This is a genomic window from Agromyces cerinus subsp. cerinus, from assembly GCF_900142065.1.
GTDB classification, from domain to species: domain Bacteria; phylum Actinomycetota; class Actinomycetes; order Actinomycetales; family Microbacteriaceae; genus Agromyces; species Agromyces cerinus.
Genome location: NZ_FSRJ01000001.1, coordinates 864,165 through 882,147, shown reverse-complemented (window position 1 = coordinate 882,147; position 17,983 = coordinate 864,165). Strand labels below are relative to the sequence as shown.

The 17,983-nt window shown below is 67.0% G+C and carries 22 protein-coding genes and 1 tRNA gene; 9 read left to right on the top strand and 14 right to left on the bottom strand.

Going from position 1 to position 17,983, the window contains the following annotated elements; genetic code table 11:
• Positions 1-50: 50 nt before the first annotated feature.
• Together BUR99_RS03960 and BUR99_RS19850 are read left to right on the top strand one after the other, a co-directional pair.
• Positions 51-875 (top strand): alpha/beta fold hydrolase, encoded by an 825-nt coding sequence (locus BUR99_RS03960; RefSeq protein ID WP_074259009.1) that lies wholly within the window; start codon positions 51-53, stop codon positions 873-875.
• Positions 876-880: 5 nt separating this feature from the next.
• The gene (locus tag BUR99_RS19850) at positions 881-1,051 is read left to right on the top strand and encodes a hypothetical protein (RefSeq protein WP_200802659.1); all 171 of its coding nucleotides are present in this window, start codon (positions 881-883) and stop codon (positions 1,049-1,051) included.
• Positions 1,052-1,088: 37 nt separating this feature from the next.
• Here the strand turns inward: BUR99_RS19850 and BUR99_RS03955 are convergent, their stop codons facing one another.
• The 3 genes from BUR99_RS03955 to BUR99_RS20205 are packed head-to-tail and all read right to left on the bottom strand — an operon-like array spanning position 1,089 to position 3,590.
• Complete coding sequence (locus BUR99_RS03955) at positions 1,089-2,087, bottom strand: ATP-grasp domain-containing protein (RefSeq protein WP_074259008.1); 999 nt, start codon at positions 2,085-2,087, stop codon at positions 1,089-1,091.
• Positions 2,084-3,430: a peptidase MATCAP family protein gene (locus BUR99_RS03950; protein WP_234980725.1), complete on the bottom strand. Its 1,347-nt coding sequence runs from the start codon at positions 3,428-3,430 to the stop codon at positions 2,084-2,086. Before BUR99_RS03950 ends, BUR99_RS03955 begins: the two co-directional genes overlap by 4 nt.
• Entirely contained in the window at positions 3,423-3,590 is a 168-nt protein-coding gene (locus tag BUR99_RS20205) for a hypothetical protein (protein ID WP_159440946.1), read from the bottom strand. Before BUR99_RS20205 ends, BUR99_RS03950 begins: the two co-directional genes overlap by 8 nt.
• Before the next feature lie 339 nt (positions 3,591-3,929).
• On the opposite strand from BUR99_RS20205, the gene BUR99_RS03945 reads away from it, so the two are divergent.
• Positions 3,930-4,316, top strand: coding sequence for a hypothetical protein (locus tag BUR99_RS03945; protein WP_074259007.1), 387 nt, complete (start codon positions 3,930-3,932; stop codon positions 4,314-4,316).
• A 45-nt stretch (positions 4,317-4,361) separates the two neighbouring features.
• Positions 4,362-4,688, top strand: coding sequence for a DUF7882 family protein (locus BUR99_RS03940; RefSeq protein ID WP_074259006.1), 327 nt, complete (start codon positions 4,362-4,364; stop codon positions 4,686-4,688).
• A 43-nt stretch (positions 4,689-4,731) separates the two neighbouring features.
• On the opposite strand, the gene BUR99_RS03935 is transcribed toward BUR99_RS03940, so the two are convergent.
• Together BUR99_RS03935 and BUR99_RS20200 are read right to left on the bottom strand one after the other, a co-directional pair.
• Positions 4,732-5,004 (bottom strand): hypothetical protein, encoded by a 273-nt coding sequence (locus BUR99_RS03935; RefSeq protein WP_143231427.1) that lies wholly within the window; start codon positions 5,002-5,004, stop codon positions 4,732-4,734.
• Positions 5,001-5,165, bottom strand: a complete 165-nt coding sequence (locus tag BUR99_RS20200) for a hypothetical protein (protein ID WP_159440945.1) — start codon at positions 5,163-5,165, stop codon at positions 5,001-5,003. The genes BUR99_RS03935 and BUR99_RS20200 overlap by 4 nt, the downstream gene beginning before the upstream one ends.
• Before the next feature lie 270 nt (positions 5,166-5,435).
• On the opposite strand from BUR99_RS20200, the gene BUR99_RS20380 reads away from it, so the two are divergent.
• From BUR99_RS20380 to BUR99_RS03925, 3 genes are all read left to right on the top strand, one after another.
• Positions 5,436-5,600 carry a hypothetical protein gene (locus tag BUR99_RS20380; RefSeq protein WP_200802658.1) on the top strand — a complete coding sequence of 55 codons (165 nt, stop codon included), beginning with the start codon at positions 5,436-5,438 and terminating at the stop codon, positions 5,598-5,600.
• A gap of 693 nt (positions 5,601-6,293) precedes the next feature.
• Positions 6,294-7,943, top strand: a complete 1,650-nt coding sequence (locus BUR99_RS03930; protein WP_084183564.1) for a SulP family inorganic anion transporter — start codon at positions 6,294-6,296, stop codon at positions 7,941-7,943.
• Between the two features lie 115 nt (positions 7,944-8,058).
• Positions 8,059-9,507: a DUF1254 domain-containing protein gene (locus BUR99_RS03925; RefSeq protein WP_084183677.1), complete on the top strand. Its 1,449-nt coding sequence runs from the start codon at positions 8,059-8,061 to the stop codon at positions 9,505-9,507.
• Positions 9,508-9,790: 283 nt separating this feature from the next.
• Here BUR99_RS03925 and BUR99_RS03920 read toward each other — a convergent pair whose 3' ends face one another.
• Positions 9,791-10,249 (bottom strand): DUF6325 family protein, encoded by a 459-nt coding sequence (locus BUR99_RS03920; protein ID WP_074259003.1) that lies wholly within the window; start codon positions 10,247-10,249, stop codon positions 9,791-9,793.
• A gap of 268 nt (positions 10,250-10,517) precedes the next feature.
• On the opposite strand from BUR99_RS03920, the gene BUR99_RS03915 reads away from it, so the two are divergent.
• On the top strand, positions 10,518-10,841 hold the full coding sequence (locus BUR99_RS03915) for a carboxymuconolactone decarboxylase family protein (RefSeq protein ID WP_074259002.1): 324 nt from the start codon (positions 10,518-10,520) through the stop codon (positions 10,839-10,841).
• 169 nt (positions 10,842-11,010) lie between these two features.
• Complete coding sequence (locus BUR99_RS03910) at positions 11,011-13,284, top strand: winged helix-turn-helix domain-containing protein (RefSeq protein ID WP_074259001.1); 2,274 nt, start codon at positions 11,011-11,013, stop codon at positions 13,282-13,284.
• Between the two features lie 113 nt (positions 13,285-13,397).
• Here the strand turns inward: BUR99_RS03910 and BUR99_RS20495 are convergent, their stop codons facing one another.
• The 8 genes from BUR99_RS20495 to BUR99_RS03870 form a co-directional block, all read right to left on the bottom strand.
• A complete protein-coding gene (locus BUR99_RS20495; protein WP_234980724.1) occupies positions 13,398-13,739 on the bottom strand; it encodes a hypothetical protein in 342 nt (113 codons plus the stop codon).
• Positions 13,625-13,939: a DUF7507 domain-containing protein gene (locus tag BUR99_RS20715; RefSeq protein ID WP_455423297.1), complete on the bottom strand. Its 315-nt coding sequence runs from the start codon at positions 13,937-13,939 to the stop codon at positions 13,625-13,627. The genes BUR99_RS20495 and BUR99_RS20715 overlap by 115 nt, the downstream gene beginning before the upstream one ends.
• Positions 13,940-14,094: 155 nt before the next feature.
• Positions 14,095-14,170, bottom strand: a tRNA-Ala gene (locus BUR99_RS03895).
• A 93-nt stretch (positions 14,171-14,263) separates the two neighbouring features.
• Positions 14,264-14,638: a ribosome silencing factor gene (gene rsfS / locus BUR99_RS03890; RefSeq protein ID WP_056009113.1), complete on the bottom strand. Its 375-nt coding sequence runs from the start codon at positions 14,636-14,638 to the stop codon at positions 14,264-14,266.
• A gap of 34 nt (positions 14,639-14,672) precedes the next feature.
• Positions 14,673-15,782: a hypothetical protein gene (locus BUR99_RS03885; RefSeq protein WP_074258998.1), complete on the bottom strand. Its 1,110-nt coding sequence runs from the start codon at positions 15,780-15,782 to the stop codon at positions 14,673-14,675.
• A 35-nt stretch (positions 15,783-15,817) separates the two neighbouring features.
• Positions 15,818-16,417 carry a nicotinate-nucleotide adenylyltransferase gene (gene nadD, locus BUR99_RS03880; protein ID WP_074258997.1) on the bottom strand — a complete coding sequence of 200 codons (600 nt, stop codon included), beginning with the start codon at positions 16,415-16,417 and terminating at the stop codon, positions 15,818-15,820.
• Positions 16,418-16,433: 16 nt separating this feature from the next.
• Positions 16,434-16,655 (bottom strand): hypothetical protein, encoded by a 222-nt coding sequence (locus BUR99_RS03875; protein WP_074258996.1) that lies wholly within the window; start codon positions 16,653-16,655, stop codon positions 16,434-16,436.
• Between the two features lie 51 nt (positions 16,656-16,706).
• Positions 16,707-17,975 carry a glutamate-5-semialdehyde dehydrogenase gene (locus BUR99_RS03870; RefSeq protein ID WP_074258995.1) on the bottom strand — a complete coding sequence of 423 codons (1,269 nt, stop codon included), beginning with the start codon at positions 17,973-17,975 and terminating at the stop codon, positions 16,707-16,709.
• Positions 17,976-17,983 lie beyond the last annotated feature (8 nt).

Sequence of the window (17,983 nt, the reverse complement as noted above, 5' to 3'; positions counted from 1 at the left end):
CGAGGCATCCGCGAAGCGACAGAACGCTTGCGACGCACTGGGAGGCGCTCATGCCCTACATCACCGCCGACGACGGCGCACAGATCTTCTACAAGGATTGGGGCAACGGCGGCAGCCCGGTGATCCTCAGCCATGGGTGGCCGTTGAATGCGGATGCCTGGGATGCTGCGGCTCGATTCCTCGCCGAGCACGGCCACCGGGTCATCGCCCACGATCGTCGCGGGCACGGCCGGTCGAGCCAGACGTGGGACGGCAACGAGATGGACACCTACGCCGACGACCTCGCGCGCCTCATCGAGCACCTCGACCTCGACGAACTGACGCTCGTCGGGCATTCGACGGGCGGTGGCGAGATCGTGCACTACCTCGGCCGTCACGGCAGCGCCCGTGTCGCGAAGCTCGTGCTCGTCTCCGCGGTGCCTCCGCTCATGCTCGCCACCGACGACAACCCCGAAGGACTGCCGATCGCCGTGTTCGACGGAATCCGGGCCGGCGAGGCATCCGACCGTTCGCAGTTGTACCGAGACCTCGCCGATGGGCCGTTCTTCGGCAACAACCGCAACAACGACGTCTCGCAGGGGGTGCGGGACGCCTTCTGGCTGCAGAGCATGGCGAGCGGGCACCGTGGCGCGTACGAGTGCATCGCCGCGTTCTCGGCAACGGACTTCCGACCCGATCTCGCGAAGGTCGCCGTGCCGACACTCGTCATCCACGGCGACGACGACCAGGTCGTGCCGTTCGAGGTCGGCGGCAAGCGCTCGGCCGAGATGATCGACGGTGCCACGCTGCTCGTCTACGAGAACGGCGCTCATGGGCTGCCCGACACCGAACGCGACCGGCTGCACGCCGACCTGCTCGCCTTCATCGACGGCTGACCTGCATGGAGCTGACGCGTATCGGCGGCCCGACCGTGCTCGTCGAACTCGACGGCTGGCGCATCCTCGTCGACCCGACCTTCGACGCGCCGGGCCGCCGGTACGCCTTCGGCTGGGGCACGGCCTCGACGAACCGTGAACGGGCGCATGAGGACTGGGGTGAAAGGTGGCGCTGACACCCGCATCGCCGCCGACATCGCTCCTACAAACGGCTCAGGACCCCTGGTTCGCGCGGCGCTCCAGAGCTTCGATGACGGTCTCGGCGATGTCGATGTCGTAGAGCCTCTCGATGCTCTGGAACCCGCCGGGACTCTCCGCGTTGATCTCCACCACATGGCCGCCGATCACGTCGATGCCCACGAGGAACATGCCATCGGCGACGAGCTTGCCGCCCATCGCCTCGACGATGCCGAGCTCGTCCTCACCGACCTCGAGGGGAACCGACCGACCGCCGGTACTGATGTTCGCGCGCGGGTCGTTGCCGGTGGGCACACGTCGGAAGGCGGCCGGCGTGCCGTCGCGCTCGAGGATCCGGCCCTCCAGCAGAAAGATCCGGGCATCGCCGTCCTTGGCCCCGTCGATGAACTCCTGGATGATCGCGTAGCCGTCCTGCAGGACCGCCTCCGTCATCTGCGCGAGGTTGGTCTCTCCCGGGCCCTCGATCATGAAGACGTTGCGGCCTTTGGCCCCGTACAGCGGTTTGACGACGCAGTGGCCGACTTCGTCGACGAAGCGCTCGATCGCCTCCGGATTCCGTGTCACCAGCGACCGTGGTCGGACCTTCTCGGGGAACTCCTCCAGGTAGAGCTTGCTGGTCGCTCGGTGGAGAGTGTTCGGGTCGTTGACCACCGTCACACCTCGCTCCGCGAGCATCTGTCCGAACACCACGCCCATCGGGCTGGCCCACGGGCGCTCCTGCAGGTCGTCGATCGACTCGTTGCGCAGGACGAGCGCATCCAGGTCGTCCATGATGATCCGCTCGGCGTCGCGCGCCTTGATCCGCTCCATGAAGCTCGCGAGCGTGTCGTCGCTCTTCCACCTCGCGGCGCGAGCCATGGCCGCGAACTGCCCGTCGCTGCTGCCGTGCTCGAGGTCCCCGACGCCGACGTACCAGGTCTCGTGCCCGCCCCTGGCCGCGGCTCTGGCGAGGCGGGTGGTCGTGTACTCGTCCAGCTCGGTGTCGACGTCGTTGACGAGAAATGCGAGCCTCATGCTGCCACGTCTCCCTCGTAGAGGTCGGTGACCGTCGCGCCCGCACGCAACCTCTCCAGACGCTCTTGTGCGCCGGGCACGTCCAGCCAGCGTGGCCGAATCCACGGCGCGTCGAGCACCTCGCGGTCGAGGAGGTCCTGCACCAAGGGGATGTGGTCCAACGCGAGCTTGCCGACGAGCAGGACGTCGAGGCGGCTGCCCTCGGCAAGTGCGTCGAGGATGCGTGTGATCCCGCGCAGGTAGATCGCGTCCTTCACCGAACCGCCCCCGACGACGACCCGGATGGCGATGGACCACGCGGTCCGTGCCGGTATGCGGTGGTCGGTCCGCAGCGACTCGAAGATGTCCAGGAAGTCGGCGCCGTCGAGCATCTTGCCGACCGCGACCACTCGCGCCGCGAGCACCCGCAGCCGCCGTGGGTCCAACCCGCCGGTCAGGTACTCGGCGAGCACGGCGAGGCCCTCCTGGGTCTCGTCGTAGCCGGGAAGCCCGATGGTCAGCAGCGTCAGTGGCTGCCGGGCACCGTTCTGGTAGGTCACCACGTGGGTGCCGACCTCGTGGTGCAGCAACGGCTCGACCCGGTCGGCCCGGAAGGCAGCGGACTCCGGGATGAGCAGGCGGCCGAACGACACCATCAGCTCGGAGACGTCTGCCCGTACCTCGACGCTGACCGGGAAGTCCGGATACACGGCACGGTAGCGCTCGAACTCCGCACGGGCCGCGTCGGCGAACGCCCCAGCCGTGACGGTCTGGGTGCTGGGCGCCTGCGGGGGGATGGTCTCGAGCAGTTCCTCTGCCGCCACGGCCAGCGGAGTGGCCACCGTGCCGTAGAGCTGGAGTGACCCGTAGAGGAACCGTGACGTGTCGCGGTCCTCCAACGCGGTGATCTGCCGAGCGATCTCGTCCCTCTTCGCCCGGAAGAGCGTGTGCAGCGCCGGGTCGTCCACGTTCTCGACCTCGAGGTCGTACAGGTCGCGCTGCACCAGGTCCGGGTCGAATTCCAACGGCCGCAACCGCAGCGTGGGGGCCGTACCGAAGTCACTGCGTTCGAAGTCCGCCCACGCCTCCGCCGCATTGAGTGGCGTCACGTTGACGAGCAGGTTCACGCGGCGCTCGATCTCGGTGAGCCGGGCGTCGATGTCGAGCGCGGGCGCCAGCTGCTCGGTCGGTGATGACATCTCATGAACATGCTCGCCCTCAGGATCGCCAGGGCGAGTGGCGGCATCCTCTGCGATGCCGTCGCGGGCGACACCGGCCTGCTCAGGCAACTCGAACTGCGCCGGCAGATCCTCCGGGTTCACGATCTCACCGGCATGGTCGGGCCGATCTGCGCGGTCACTCATCATCGTTCCCCGCGCTCTGGGTGCCACCGACTGCGACGGTCTCGTCCTCGATCTGGGTCTCCGCTGGAACGGTGACGTTGTCGCTCAACATGCGACGGTCATCGCTCTTCCCGCCTGAATCGTCAGCCGTCCACGACGGGGTAATCTCAGGATCGGACATGGTGGCTCCGTTCACTCTCTGATCAGACGGTAGGCGTGTCGCCGTCGCGACGTCGAGGCCTTGCCTTCTGGCGCGAGTTGCACTACGCGGAGGAGTAGCGGGGCCATTTCGGGCGACGTACCTGTGAAAGATCCGAACGACCGCCTTCCCGTCGCCCGACTTTCTGCCCTCGGCCAACTCTCTGACGTATCAAATAGCTCAGCGAATGCGGATGCACCCTTGATCAGCGCAACATGAACCGGTCAAGGCTCGGGCGTCCATCGAGGCGACCCTCACGACGTTGCAACGCTCGTGTCAAGCCCCTTTCCTCCAGCCGACCGGCAGAGCAACGTTGCCTCCATGAAGAATGACAAGGACGCCGACCTCGACGCACGAGTGCGTGCCGAGGAAGATGAGTTTCGCGACGTCATGCGTGCAGGCGCACCTGATTCCGGCACCGGTGACGACACCGCAGTGGATCGCAATCGGCAGGTCGAGCAGGATGGCACGGTGATGGACGGCGACAACGCCTCCGACCAGTCGAAATGGGAGGGCATCATCGCCCAGACTCGCGCAGATCTCGAGGGCCAGCGGGCGGAGCAGATCCGTTCGGCTCTCTCGCAACGAGTCAGAGACGCGAAGCTCGATGTCTCCTCCGAGGAGATCGACCGCGCCTCGACCGAGATTGCAATGGCCCCAAACCGAGGCGATCTCCTCAGTCGCAACTCCGAAGGTGGACGCGAGTGAAGACCATGTCCCAGATCGATCACGCACGGCACAGGCTCGAGTGACATGGGCCAGCTCATCTACGGCACCGGCACTCGCTACGACATGGAGGATCGAACGCTGTCGCACGTGAAGGTCGCAGTCGGCGCGAAGCTGCGCCGCCACGAGTCCTTCTTCCTGAGTTGGATCATCCCCGCCGACCATGGGTCCGGACGAGTCAGCATTTGGTTGTCCGACAGCATCCCGCTGCAATTCCATTTCAACGGCAACACGCCGCCGGAGCTCAACCGAACATGGGTGAAGGCCCTCGAGCTCACAACTCTGAGCGACCGCGGCATGATCATCCTGCCCGAGGGCGATGCGGAGGCATTCATCACCAGCCACCCGGCTTGAGGCCACCGGCATGAGCACCGGAAGGCACTCGGATGACTGATCGTCAGTTCCAGTCGACGGAGTGCATCCATCCCGCTATGTAGGCGCGCTCGTTCTCGCCGAGCCGCACACCGAGCTGCGGCGCATGGCCCGGGTCGAGTTCGCAGAGTTCGTAGATGCGACGAACGACGACGGCTCGAAGCGGCGCGTGGACGTTCTCCAGCACCTCTCGCCGCAAGGGTCGTTCGAGCATGGGCCACCACAGCCCAATCGGGGGAAGTCCATTCGTATGGGCGACGCGTTCGTGATGCGGTACGTCATCGAGGACGGAACTCATTGCGCCCGCTCCTCGCGAAGGCGACCGGTCTCGGGGTCGCGGACGACGACGTGTTCGTTCGGGTCGGCATCCTCATCGGCATGTTGATGCTGCTCGGCCGCTTCGACGGCCTCGTCGAGTTGGTCCGAACCGCTCGATTCAACAGGGTCTGGATCTCTCATTCTCGTGCTCCTCGTTCATACGGCCTCATCATCGGGGCCGCCATTTCGAAGGTACGCGCGAACCGATCCGACCTGAAGGGATTGACTTTCGGCCCGGATTCCGCCTGCGGCTCGGTCGATCTTGAACACCCCCGCGAGATGCGAGGCGACACGTCGTCAGTGAGCGCGAGATGTCAACCCCCTCCCCTGAAGCTCCGCCCGCCCATAGCGTTTCGATCATGTGGAGTCCCGGTCACCTCGATGTCTCCGGGAGAAGCGAAGGGAACGGTCATGAACATCCTGCTGATCATCGTCGTCATCGTCGCCGTCATTCTGGCGATCACGGGCGGTCTCGTGCAGTCGCTCAACTTCCTGCTGTGGGTCGGACTCATCCTCCTCGCCATCGCCGTGATCAGTTGGCTCATCCGAATGATCGCCGGCCGCAACAGCGTGTGAACGACGAGCGCGGCGGGCGCCGCTTCCACTCGATGTGAGCTGTGGCATGCGTCCACCTCACGAGTACTCCGGTTTCACTCAGGCCCGTTGCCTGCATCGAATCGTGCACGGTACCGATCCTCTGTTTCTCGAAGCAACCGGTCGCTGAGCGCGCCGACGAACTGGACTTCGGCCAACAGGGGTTCACAATAAGACGGCGTCCAACCATCGTGGAGGACGCGTCGCGTGGGCGTACGGGCTGCAGCGGGATGCGGGGCCACCTGCTCGCGATTGACTGATCGAAGACGAGGGCAGGATTCTCCGATCGCGTCGGCGGCCTGGTCGAAGAACTCGCCGGTTGGCGCAGTCTGCTCGCCTTCGTGCCGTCGAGGGCAACTCGAGTCGAACGGCAGCGCTCTCAGAGCCATCCTCCTCATCGTCTCGTTCGTCGCGATCGGTAGCGGCATGGCACAGTTCTGAGCGCATGTTCCGCGCTGCCCGTCCCTCGCCGATCGGATCAGATCGGATCGATGATGGTGCTGATCGCATGACACGCATGGGTGGTCCTGTCGATAGCTTCGCTTCATCGTCGATCAGAGAGAGGAGCAGCGTGAGTCATCCTGCGTCCGAGAGGGTGGCTTCGATTCGGCCCTGCCGGCTGCAATGAGGACCGCCAACCCGTCCCACCCGCATCCTCGAGGTATCCGCCGACTGATGCAGCGCGGTTCGCTCCGAAAAGATGCGGTCGCCGGGCTCGTGCTCGGCGTCGAAAGCGTGCCCGATGGCCTCGCCAGCGGGTTGCTGGCGGGCGTGAACCCCGTCGCAGGACTCTACGCCTACCTCTTCGGCATGGCCGGCGCCGCTTTCTTCACCAGCAGTTCGTTCATGGCCGTGCAGGCGACCGGCGCAATGGCGCTGATCGTCAACGACACCGATCTGGCCTCGCGCCCCGATCCTGAGCGTGCGCTCTTCACGCTCGCGATACTGACCGGTGTCGTCATGCTCGTCGCGGGTCTGCTGGGCGGCGGCCGCCTGCTGCGCTTCGTGCCGACCGCGGTGATGACGGGGTTCGTCACCGCGGTCGGCGTCAACATCGTGCTCGGCCAGCTCGGCGACCTCACCGGCGCGGAGGGGTACGGTGAGAATCGGCTTACCCGCGCGATCGACCTGGTGCTGCACGTCTCGCGATTCGACATCCCGACCCTCATCGTCGGATTGCTCACCATGGCACTCATCCTGCTCCTGACACGCACCCCGCTGCGCTCGCTGGGGCTCGTCGTCGCCGTCGCCGCGGGGTCCGTCGTCGCCTGGCTGCTCAACCGAAACGGCTTCGATGTCGTCGTGGTCGCCGACATCGCTGAGATTCCCGCCGGCCTCCCCATGCCGACGCTTCCAGATCTGGAGGAGGTCTGGTTCCTCATCATTCCCGCGATGTCGCTCGCGTTCGTCGGCATCGTGCAGGGAGCGGCGGTCTCCGCCGGCGTGCCGAACGCCGACGGTCGCCCTGCCGATGCCAATCGCGACTTCGTGGGCCAGGGCGTCGGAAACCTCGTTTCCGGCCTGTTCCAGGGCATGCCCGTGGGCGGATCGATGTCGGCCTCGGCCCTGTACGTCGCCGCCGGAGCCCGCACCAGGCTCGGACTGATCATGGCGTCCTCGGTCATGGCGATCACGGTGCTCTTCGCCTCGGGCGTCGTCTCGCAGGTGGCCATGCCGTCGCTCGCCGCCCTGCTCATCGTCATCGGCATCGGCTCCATCAAGCCCGCGCAGATACGGTCGGTCGCCAATACGGGTGTGCTCCAGATCACCGTGATGGCGGTGACGTTCTTCCTGACGCTCATCGTGCCGCTGCAGTTCGCGGTGCTGATCGGCGTCGGGCTCGGCATCATCCTCTTCGTCGCCGAGCAGTCGAATCAGCTGCGAGTACGTCAGATCCACTTCGAAGGCGACGGTCGTCGGCGTGAGTCTGCACCTGCGGCGACGATCGGGGAGAACGAGGTCGTGGTCGTGCAGCCGTACGGCAGCATGTTCTTCGCGAACGCACCGAACCTGGCGGCGCAACTCCCCCGCGTCGATGCCGCGACCCGCGGTTCGGTCGTCATCCTCCGGCTTCGAGGCATCGACCAGATCGGGCTGTCGCACGTCGAGGTACTCAGGCGTTATGCGACAGAACTCGATCAGGCCGGTTCGCGGCTCGAGATCATCGTGACGAGCGATCGAGTTGGCTCGACCCTCGCGGCGGGCGGCTTGACGGCGATCATCGGCGAAGCGGCCGTGCACCGTGGTACGGAGTGGCAGGGCGACACGCTCAGATCCGTGTACGCGGACGCCCTCGAGCGGGTCGGCAGGCACGTCGACGAATGACCGCAGGCGCGCCCTCTGCAGTGCCACCGCGCCCACGACTCGCACGATGTGCGTGATGGTGTCGCCACATTCCTCTGCCACAATCACGAAAGTATCGACCGATGAGGGGATGAACATGGCGATCGAAGGCACGACCGTGGCGGGGTTGACGAAGGAGCAGCTGGCGGAGGAGGTGACGCATGTCTCGACACCCGATCGGCTGTCGACGCCGTTCGGCGATCTCGAGTTCTTCGACGGGGTGCCCAAACCCGAGTCGGTGCAGTCGATCTTCGACGGCCTCGACCTCGTTCGCGGCATCACCGCGTTCCTGAACACGGTGCCCGGCGCATCGCTCGTCGCCATGCGGCGCGGTCTGCGCGTCGTCGGCGTCGACTCGCCGGACAAGATCGGCTACACCGACCCGAGGTGCACCTCGACCCCCATCTTCCTCACGCCGAACACCGAGACGACGTACGGCATCACGTTCCTCGACCTGAAGGCGTGGGGGCCCACCGTCGTCGAGGTGCCGCCGCAGTCGCTCTGCGTCGTCGACGACTTCTGGTTCCGCTATGTCACCGACATGGGTATCGCGGGCCCGGACCAGGGCGCCGGCGGCAAGTACCTCTTCCTCCCGCCGGGCTACGACGGCGAGCGGCCCGACGGCTACTACACCTACGAGAGCCCGACGTTCACGAACTTCCTCGTGATCCGCGCCCTGGGCGGGGTCCCTGCCATCAAGCAGTCGCGCATCTACCGGCTCAGCGATGCCGGCGCCGCGCCCGAGAACGCGTTCGTGAACATCGCCGAGCAGTCGTTCAACACCGTCCACTCGAATGACTTCTCGTTCTTCGAGGAGATCGCCCAGCTCGTCGCCGAGGAGCCGAGCACCGCGCTCGACCCCGAGCGTGCGGGCACCCTCGCGACGCTCGGCATCCGGCACGGCACGCCGTTCGTACCCGACGAGCGCCTCCGCGGCATCCTCGACGATGCGGCGCGTATCGGCGCGGGAATGTCGCGCGCCATCCTCTACAAGCCCCGCGACCCCGAGTCGTTCCGTTGGGAGGGCTCGTCGTGGAAGAACGCTTTCGTCGGCGGCAGCTACGAGTTCCTGAACGACGGTGCCCGCAACCTCGATGCGCGCACGCTGTTCCACTACGCGGCGACGGTGATCACCCCGGCCATGGCGCATGCGCAGGTCGGGGCGGGCTCCGCCTACATCTACACGGCGGAGGATGCCGACGGCGCCCTCCTCGACGGGGCCGAGACCTACTCGCTGACGATTCCCGCGAACCCGCCGGCGAAGAACTTCTGGTCGGTCGACGTCTACGACACGCAGACCCGTTCGCTGCTGCAGTCTGCGGCGTACCCGGCGGTGGCGAGCCTCTCCGAGGGCCTCCAGGCCGAAGCCGATGGCTCGTACGTACTGTGGTTCGGGCCGGCCGCTCCCGACGGCAAGGAGTCCAACTGGATCCCCACGCTCCCCGGCAAGTCGTGGTGGCCCGTGCTGCGCCTCTACGGCCCGCTCGAGCCGTGGTTCGAGATGACGTGGCAGCTGCCGGAGATCGTCCGCGGGCAGGGGTCATGACGAACCCGCGGCCTCGCTGACCGACCCGCGGCCGACAGAAGCGGGTGCCCGACGTGTCGGGCACCCGCTTCTGTCGTAGGCCGTGTCCGGTGTGCATGCTCCCCGACGCGGTGGCGATCGGCGTCAGATCCGGCGACGACGCCCTGGTGTGACGGCCGCCGCGACGACGGCGGTGCGGGCCACGGGCGCTCGCCCAGGTGTGACCGCGGCGCCGACGACGGCGGCCTTCGCCACAGGTGCTCGTACGACTCCGACACGGCCGATGCGTGCTGGTCTCAGCATTTCAGTCTCCAACCTTCTCGAGTTCGGCATCCGCCTCGAGCGAGGCGATGATGTCCTGCATGGGGATGCGGCCGTCCGCGATGAGGCGGCCGCCAGCCCGACGTGCGGCGGACGCGAACGGCGCCGCCCACAGGTTCTCGTAGACGATCACGCCGGCAATGCTGCCGGGATCCATGGCGGCAGCGAGATTCTCGATGTCCTCTTCGGCGAGCAACTCGGCGAGTTCCGCTTCGAGGCGAGCCAGTGGTCCGAGGTCCTCCACATCCGAGAGTTCCAGTGCGTCGATGGTGCCGTCCTCGGCCTTCTGGAGAATCAGCATGTCGATCAGCCGGATGGTGCCGGCGTCGACGAGTCTGACCAGTTCCTCGGCCATCTCCCCCGAGAAGTTCGACTCGCCGACGGGGAACTCCACGATCACGAAGTCCACTGGTCCGAGCCCGTCGAGTGACGATTCAGTCATTGCATTCCTTCCGGTCATCCTTTCCACCTCGTTCGGCGACCCAGGTCGTCGCACGCAGTGGTCTCCAGACCACCGTGCTCGATCCCCGACGAACGAACGTCGTCCGTTGTGCATGATCTTCGCCGATCGGCATGTCGCAGATCATGCGCAGAGCACGAAGATCTTCCCGGGACTCGGGACAGAATCATGCGATCTGCGTGGTGGATCGGGATGCTGTAAAGCTTCTGCTTGACCATCGATGCCGGGCGACGCGGATGGAGGATGCACCGTGAACGATGCCGAACGCTTGCGCCGGTTCATCGTCAACGCAGACGGCGTAAACGGGGATAGAACGACCTCGAGCCGGAGGCTCGATCGTCGCACCATTGCCCTGGTCCGACTGGGTGCGCTCTGCGCCATCGGCGCACCGACTCTGTCGATTCGGGCCGAGGTCGATGCGGCGATCGCCGCCGGCGTCACGGACTCAGAGATGATCGACGTCGTCGCCGAGATCGTTCCGATCGTCGGCCTGCCGCGAGCGGTGTCGGCCGCTCCGAGCGTCGCCCTGGCTCTCGGCTACGACCTCGACCTGCTGACGGATCACTCCGCGTAGTCATTCATCAGCGGAGACCGGCGACCATGTGACCGCGATGCACTTTGTTGAGGCACGCCGATGGTCTCCTACTCCCGGATCGGTTCGTCGGATCGGTAGGATCTGAAAACCGACACAGCGCGTTCGGGTGTGCGTTCACTGCTGAAGTCCGTCGATGGGGAGACAAGAGATGGTGACCGCTGAACGCGAACTCAGGGACCTGATCCTCGAAGTCAAGACCACAGGTCCTGACTTCGATCCGGCCTTCGTGCACCGCGAGGATCTCATCGAGAGTGTCAGATCTGGTCCGTCCCGGCTGGTCACCGTCACCGCGCCCGCGGGCTACGGGAAGACCTCGTTCCTCGCCGAGTGGCGACAACGCGAAGACCGCGCCACCGGCTGGCTCACGCTGAGCAGCGACGACGACGACCCCGCAGCGCTCATGCGTCTCCTGACCCGTGCCTGCTCGCCCTTCACACCCGTCGCCGCTTCACTCGACGAACAGATCTCGACCGCCGATCGTGGCGTGCTCGGCCGGATTGCACCGGTGCTCGCGCGCGCCCTCTCCCAGTGCGAGCATCCGTTCGTTCTGTTCATCGACGACACCCACGTGCTCGGATCCCTCGACTCGATCGACGCGCTCAACGTCGTGCTGGCAGGCGTGCCGGCGCGCTGCCAGGTCGTGCTGGCCAGCCGGCACCGGCCGACCTTGTTCGCCCGCGGACGCGTGGCAGCATCGGCTGCCCACGTCACGGCGGAAGATCTCCGCATCGATCTGTCCGGGGCCGCCAGGATCGCCGAGGGCGCAGGCGCACAGGTCTCCCCCGAGATGCTCGGGAGCTGGGTCGAACAGAGCGGCGGCTGGGCGGCGGGGTTGCACATGTGCGCGCTCCTGTCCCGGAGCAGGCCGTTGGCATCGATCGGGGACCAGGATCTACTCGCCGACTATCTCTACCGCGAGTGCTTGCGCGAGCTGCCCGACGACATCCGCCGGTTCCTCGTATCCACATCCATGCTGAGGTCGCTCGTTCCCGCAATGTGCGATGCGGTGCTCGAACGCACCGATTCCGCGAGCATCCTCCGTGATCTCGAAGCTCGTCAGCTCTTCATCACCGCGGATCCCCAGCGCCGTTCCTATCGACTTCACCCGTTGTTCAGCGAGTACTTGCAGGCCGAACTCCATCTCGACGCCGGTTCGACGGTTCCCGACCTGCACCGGCGGGCATCCGACTGGTGCCAGGAGCATGGTCTGCTCCCGGAGGCGATCAACCACTCGATCGCAGGAGGTGACTTCGCGACGGCATCCTCGCTCGTGGCACTCGCCGCGCTCAATACGTACACCGCAGGCGAAACGACGACCCTCGGGCGGTGGATCGGGCAGATCGGCGACGCGAACCTCCTCGCCAACCCGTTCGCCGTCGTGGTCGTGACGTGGTACTCGCTGCTGTCTGGTACCGACGAGGCCGCGCAGAAGTGGGCGTCGCTGCTCGGCAGCATGCCGGACGGCGCTCCTCGGGTCAACGGCATCGATCTTTCGTCGGCGAAAGCCATGGTGCGAGCCATCACCATGAAGCGCGGACTGCGGCAAGCCCTTGCAGACGCCGAGTTCGGGGTTCAGGCTGAGGCCGTCGAGAGTCCGTGGCGTGATCCCGCGCTCCAGATCCTGGGAAGCACGCTCCTCCATTCGGGGCACGAGACCCGAGCGCGCGAAGTCCTGCTGGAGGCCATCCACACGGCCGAGGTGCACGGCAACCCCGCCACGATCGTCATGTGCGAGATCGAACTCGCGCAGCTCGCCATCGACGGTGACGACTGGACGGCGGCCGACGCGCACGTGCAGCGAGCACTCGACGCGATACAGACGAGCAACATCGACGGCTACATCATGTGCGCGTATGCGCATGCGGCCGCTGCCTACTCCGCGCTGCACGCCGGCAGACGGACAGCCGGGCAGAAGTTCCTCGCGCTGGCGATGTCCGAGCGCGGCCGGTGCGGAAGTGCGGTGCCCTTGATCAGCATCCCCACTCGCCTCTTCCTCGTCCACGCGAGTTTGCAGACGGGCGACACCGACGCCGCCCGGATGCTGCTACGCGAAATCAAGGAGATCCTGCCGCCGCGCGGGGGCCGTGAGGCATTGGACGCTCGCGTGGCCGCGGCGGTACTCGCCACCGATGAGAAGGAACGTCTCGGCCGACACGCTGCGTCGACAGCACTCACGGTTGCCGAGCAGCGCGTCCTCCCCTACCTTCAGACGCACCTTACCCTCGCGGAGATCGGGAAGCGACTCTACGTCTCGAGGAACACCATCAGCAGCCACGTGTCCTCGATCTTCCGCAAGCTCGCGGCATCCACCAGGGCCGAGGCTGTGGAAAACGCAACCACTTTGGGGTTGCTCGGCGGACTGAGAGCCGCCTCGTTCGAAGAGCATGTGTCGATGACAACGACGCCGAACTCCGTCATGTGAAGCTGTGCAGGGGTGACGAGTGTGTGTTCGCGCCGATCACGAGGCTCCCGCCACCGGGCGTTACGAGGAGCTGGTCACCTCCATGCGAATAGGGCGCTGCGAGTCGGTCGGTCTCACGACGTCCGGCGGCGACTGACGAGCACGATCAGCATCAGCCCGAGGAGTGCCGCCAGCGCGCCGCCGACGATGCCCGCGATCGGCAGGTCGACACCCGTGGTCGGCATGGCGTCGGCCGGCTGCGCCGGCGGGCCCGCGGGCGGCGTCGACCTGACCGTGGTGCCCGTGTAGTTGGATGGGTCGTCGTCGGTGACGACGAGCTCGGTTCCGGGTACCTGACCTATCACCGCGCCGATGTTGACGTAGGGGCCATCGATCGCGACGCCCGACGCCATGCAGGTGAACGACTCCCCCGGCGCGAGCGGCCCGCGAACACGTTCGAGTCGGTGCCGTCGCACGAGATCTCCGAGGCGTCCACCAGGTCGTCGGTCACGACGACATCGGTGAGCGGCACGTTGCCCGTGTTGGTGACGACGTACATCCACTCCACGTCGCCGCCGACGGCGACGAGCACGCCGGGTGCCTCGTCGGCTGAGCTAGTCCCCGAGACTCTCGATGAAGCGAGCCGCCGGAGAGGTGACGGAATTGATGTGCTCATACTCCTCATGAGTGCGGCACAGATCCTGAATCCATCGTCTGAGGTGATCGGTTGTGGATACCTGCGAATCTCGGGGCGAATTCAACACGGCCCCAAGCCCCAAGGGCACTTTCAAACCAGAAAACCCCCGAAGAACCGGAGTTCTTCGGGGGTATTGGTGGATCTGAGGGGACTCGAACCCCTGACCCCCTGCATGCCATGCAGGTGCGCTACCAGCTGCGCCACAGACCCGTTCTGCCTCGCTTGAGGCAACGAATTGAGCTTACACCAGCCTCCGCCCGGAGACGAAATCGAGGGACCCTCGACCGGTGAAGCCCGCTCCGATCAGCTGCTCGCCGCGAGCAACGGCGCCACGGGAAGCGCCGGACAATCAGCCCAGAGGCGCTCGAGACCGTAGTACAGCCGCTCCTCCTGGTGGAACACGTGCACGACGAGGTCGCCGAAGTCGAGCAGGATCCAGCGCCCGACCTGGTGGCCCTCGCGACGCTTCGTCGGCGTGCCGGCACGGCCGAGCACGTCTTCGATCTCGTCGGCGATCGCGATGACGTTGCGCTCGGAGTTGCCGGTGACGATGAGGAACACATCGGCGAACGGGATCTGGCGCGACACGTCGAGTGCGACGAGGTCGTCGCCGCCCTTCGAGTCGGCCGCACGCGCTGCCAGCGCGAGCGTCTCGAGGGCCTGGTCGGATGCAGTCATGCGCTCACTTCCGGTGCGTGGTGGTTGTCTCGGATCAGAACAGCCCCGCGACGGCGCCGATGACGAGGGTGGCGACGACACCGAGTGCGAGCACTCCGGCGGTCACGGCGAGCACGAGCGGAACGTTCATGCCCTCCTTCTTCGGCGGGGCGATCATGGCGCGGGCTGCGCCTTGAGTACTGATGGCGCGCGTCGCTGCGACGGGTGCCGCACCGGTGCCGACCTCTTCGATCTGGTCGAAGAGCCGGTCGACGTCGGAGGAGTCGATGCGACTCGGGTGCACGCCCGTCGCGCCGTAGGAGCGCGGCAGGTCGATCGACCCGGTGGCGATGATCTCGCCGCTGGACGCGAGCGGGCTGCCGCCGAGCGAGCCGTGGTCGGGCAGCGTCGGCAGGATCAGCGCGTTGGTGGTCGTCGGAACGCCGTGGCTCACGCCACCGCGCGACAGCAGCTGGTCGAACGGCTCTGCCGACTCCACCGGGGCGTTCAGCTGCGAGGTCCAGTGGCCGACCGCGGGCGACGGCGAGGCCTCGTCGGGGTGAAGCGGATGCACCGGGCTCGCCCCCACCGGGAACGACACGGCGACCCCGGGCTGCTGCTGCGACTGGGGCGCCGGGTCGTCGATCTCGTCGTCTTCGAGGTCGAACTCGTCGAGCTGGTTGCCGTCGAGCATCGCGCGAAGCTCACGGCGGGTGAGCGTGCGCTCAGGCGTCGTCGCCTCGTTCAGGCCGAACTGCTGCGACTGGTGCTGCTCGGCGACGGGGCGCGGGTACGACGCGGCTTCGACCGGCTGCTGCACAGGTGCCGCTGGCGCGGGGGCCGGTGCGGGGATGACCGGACGCGGCGCGAAGGGGCTCTGCTGCGGAACGGGCGCGGGCGCAACGGGGAACGAAGCCGGCTCGCCGAAGCCACCGGCCGGGCGCGGTGCCGCATACGCCGGGCTCGTCGCTGCGACCGGCAGCGAGGGAACCGGCGCCGATTGAACGGGGGCGGGGACCGACTGCACGGGAGCGGGCTGCACGGGAGCGGGCGGCAGCGACTGCTGCGGTGCGACCGGCGCGCCGGGAACGGGAAGCGTGTGCCCCGCGGCATCCGGGGTCGCCGAAGGCTCCTGCTGCTCCAGCAGTCGCTCGCGTTCGCGCATTTCGCGGCGCGTCAGCGGCGGATCCTGCGACGACGTCATACGACACTCCGGTAGAGATGGTGCTTGGAGATGTACTGGACGACCCCATCGGGCACCAAGTACCACACCGGGAAACCCCGGCGCACCCTGCTCCGGCAATCGGTCGACGAGATCGCCAGAGCCGGAACTTCCAGCAAGCTTACGTCTTGCTCCGGCAATCCCGAAACGGACAGCACATGTCCCGGACGACTCACAGCAACGAAGTGCGCGAGATCCCAGAGTTCCTGCACGTCTTTCCAGGAGAGGATCTGCGCGATGGCGTCTGCGCCGGTGATGAAGTAGAGGTCGGCGTCGGGGCGTTCGCGGCGGATGTCGCGCAGCGTGTCGATCGTGAACGTCGGCTTCTCGCGATCGATGTCGACCCGGCTCACCGTGAACCGCGGGTTCGACGCGGTCGCGATCACCGTCATCAGGTAGCGATGCTCCGCCTGGGTGACGTTCGACTTGTAGCTCGGCTGGCCGGTCGGCACGAAGACGACCTCGTCGAGGTCGAGCGATTGCGCGACCTCACTCGCCGCGACCAGGTGGCCGTGGTGAATGGGATCGAACGTTCCGCCCATGACTCCGATGCGAGGCCGGCGCTCCGCGACCGTCATCGCGCGCTCGCCAGCCTCAGTGGCCGCCGTGCTCGTCTCCGGCGTGACGCGCGGCGTAGGCCGCGGCCTTGGCGGCGTGGCGGTTGGCCACGTCACGGTACGAGGCGACGACGAACCCGAGGGCGGCGAAGATCGTGAGCGCGATGAGACCGTAGACCCAGGACTCCATCGGCAGCTCTCTCGCGTGCACCGTCTCGGTCAACACCGTCGCGGTCTGCACTGCGGTGACAAGGCTCATTCGCCGTTCCTTTCGAATCCTGCGGGTCGTGCTCCAGACAGTCTAGCGAGGTCAGCCGCGCACATGTCCGGCACCACGCACGATCCACTTCGTGCTGGTCAGTTCGGGCAGCCCCATGGGGCCGCGCGCGTGCAGTTTCTGCGTGGAGATGCCAACTTCGGCGCCGAATCCGAATTCGGCGCCGTCGGTGAACCTGGTCGAGGCGTTCACCATCACTGCGGCCGCATCGACCTCGTTGAGGAAGCGCTCGGCATTGCCGAGATCGTTCGTCACGATCGACTCGGTGTGCTTCGTCGAGTAGCGGCGGATGTGCGTCATCGCGTCGTCGATCGAGTCCACGACGCCCACCGAGATGTCGAGCGACATGTGCTCGGTGGCCCAGTCCTCGTCGGTGACGGGCTCCACCTCGGGCCGGATCGCGCGGACCCGCTCGTCGCCGTGCACGGTGACACCGGATGCCTCGAGGCGTGCGAGCACCGGCGGCAGCAGCCGTTCGGCCGCGTCGACGTGCACGAGCAGTGTCTCGAGCGCGTTGCAGACGCTCGGCCGCTGCGTCTTCGCGTTGTGCACGAGGTCGACCGCCCAGTCTTCGCGGGCGCTCTCGTCGAGGAACATGTGCACGACGCCGGCACCGGTCTCGATGACGGGCACCTTGGCCTCGTCGACCACGGCGCGGATGAGTCCGGCGCTGCCGCGAGGGATCAGGACGTCGACGTAGTCGCGCGCCTGCATGAGGTGCCGGGCACCGGCACGGCCGAAGTCGTCGACGGTCTGCACGGCGTCGGCGGGAAGGCCGGCCCGGTCGAGCGCGTCGCGGAGCACTCCGAGGAGCACCCGGTTCGTCTGCTCGGCGGCGGTGCCGCCGCGCAGCACCACGGCGTTGCCGCTCTTCAGCGCGAGCACGGCGATGTCGATCGTGACGTTGGGCCGGGCCTCGTAGATCGCGCCGATGACGCCGAGCGGCACCCGGATCTGGTCGATGCGCACGCCGTTGGGCAGGGAACGGCCGCTCACCGTGTCGCCGACGGGGTCGGTGAGCCCGATGACCTCGCGCACCGCGTCCGACAGCGCGGCGACCCGTCGTTCGTCGAGCGTGAGCCGATCGAGCAGGCCCGAACCGAGCCCGGCGGCGCGACCGGCTTCGAGGTCGAGGTCGTTCGCCCCGATGATCTCGGCCGAGCGCTCGGCGAGCAGCACCGCCATCTGTTCGAGCGCCGCGTCCTTCTCAGCGGTCGAGGCGCGGGCGAGGCGCCGTGAGGCGTCTTTCGCCGCGGCGAGTCGGGTGTCGATCACCGAGACGTCGAGGTCGGGCTGGTCCATGGTCCCAG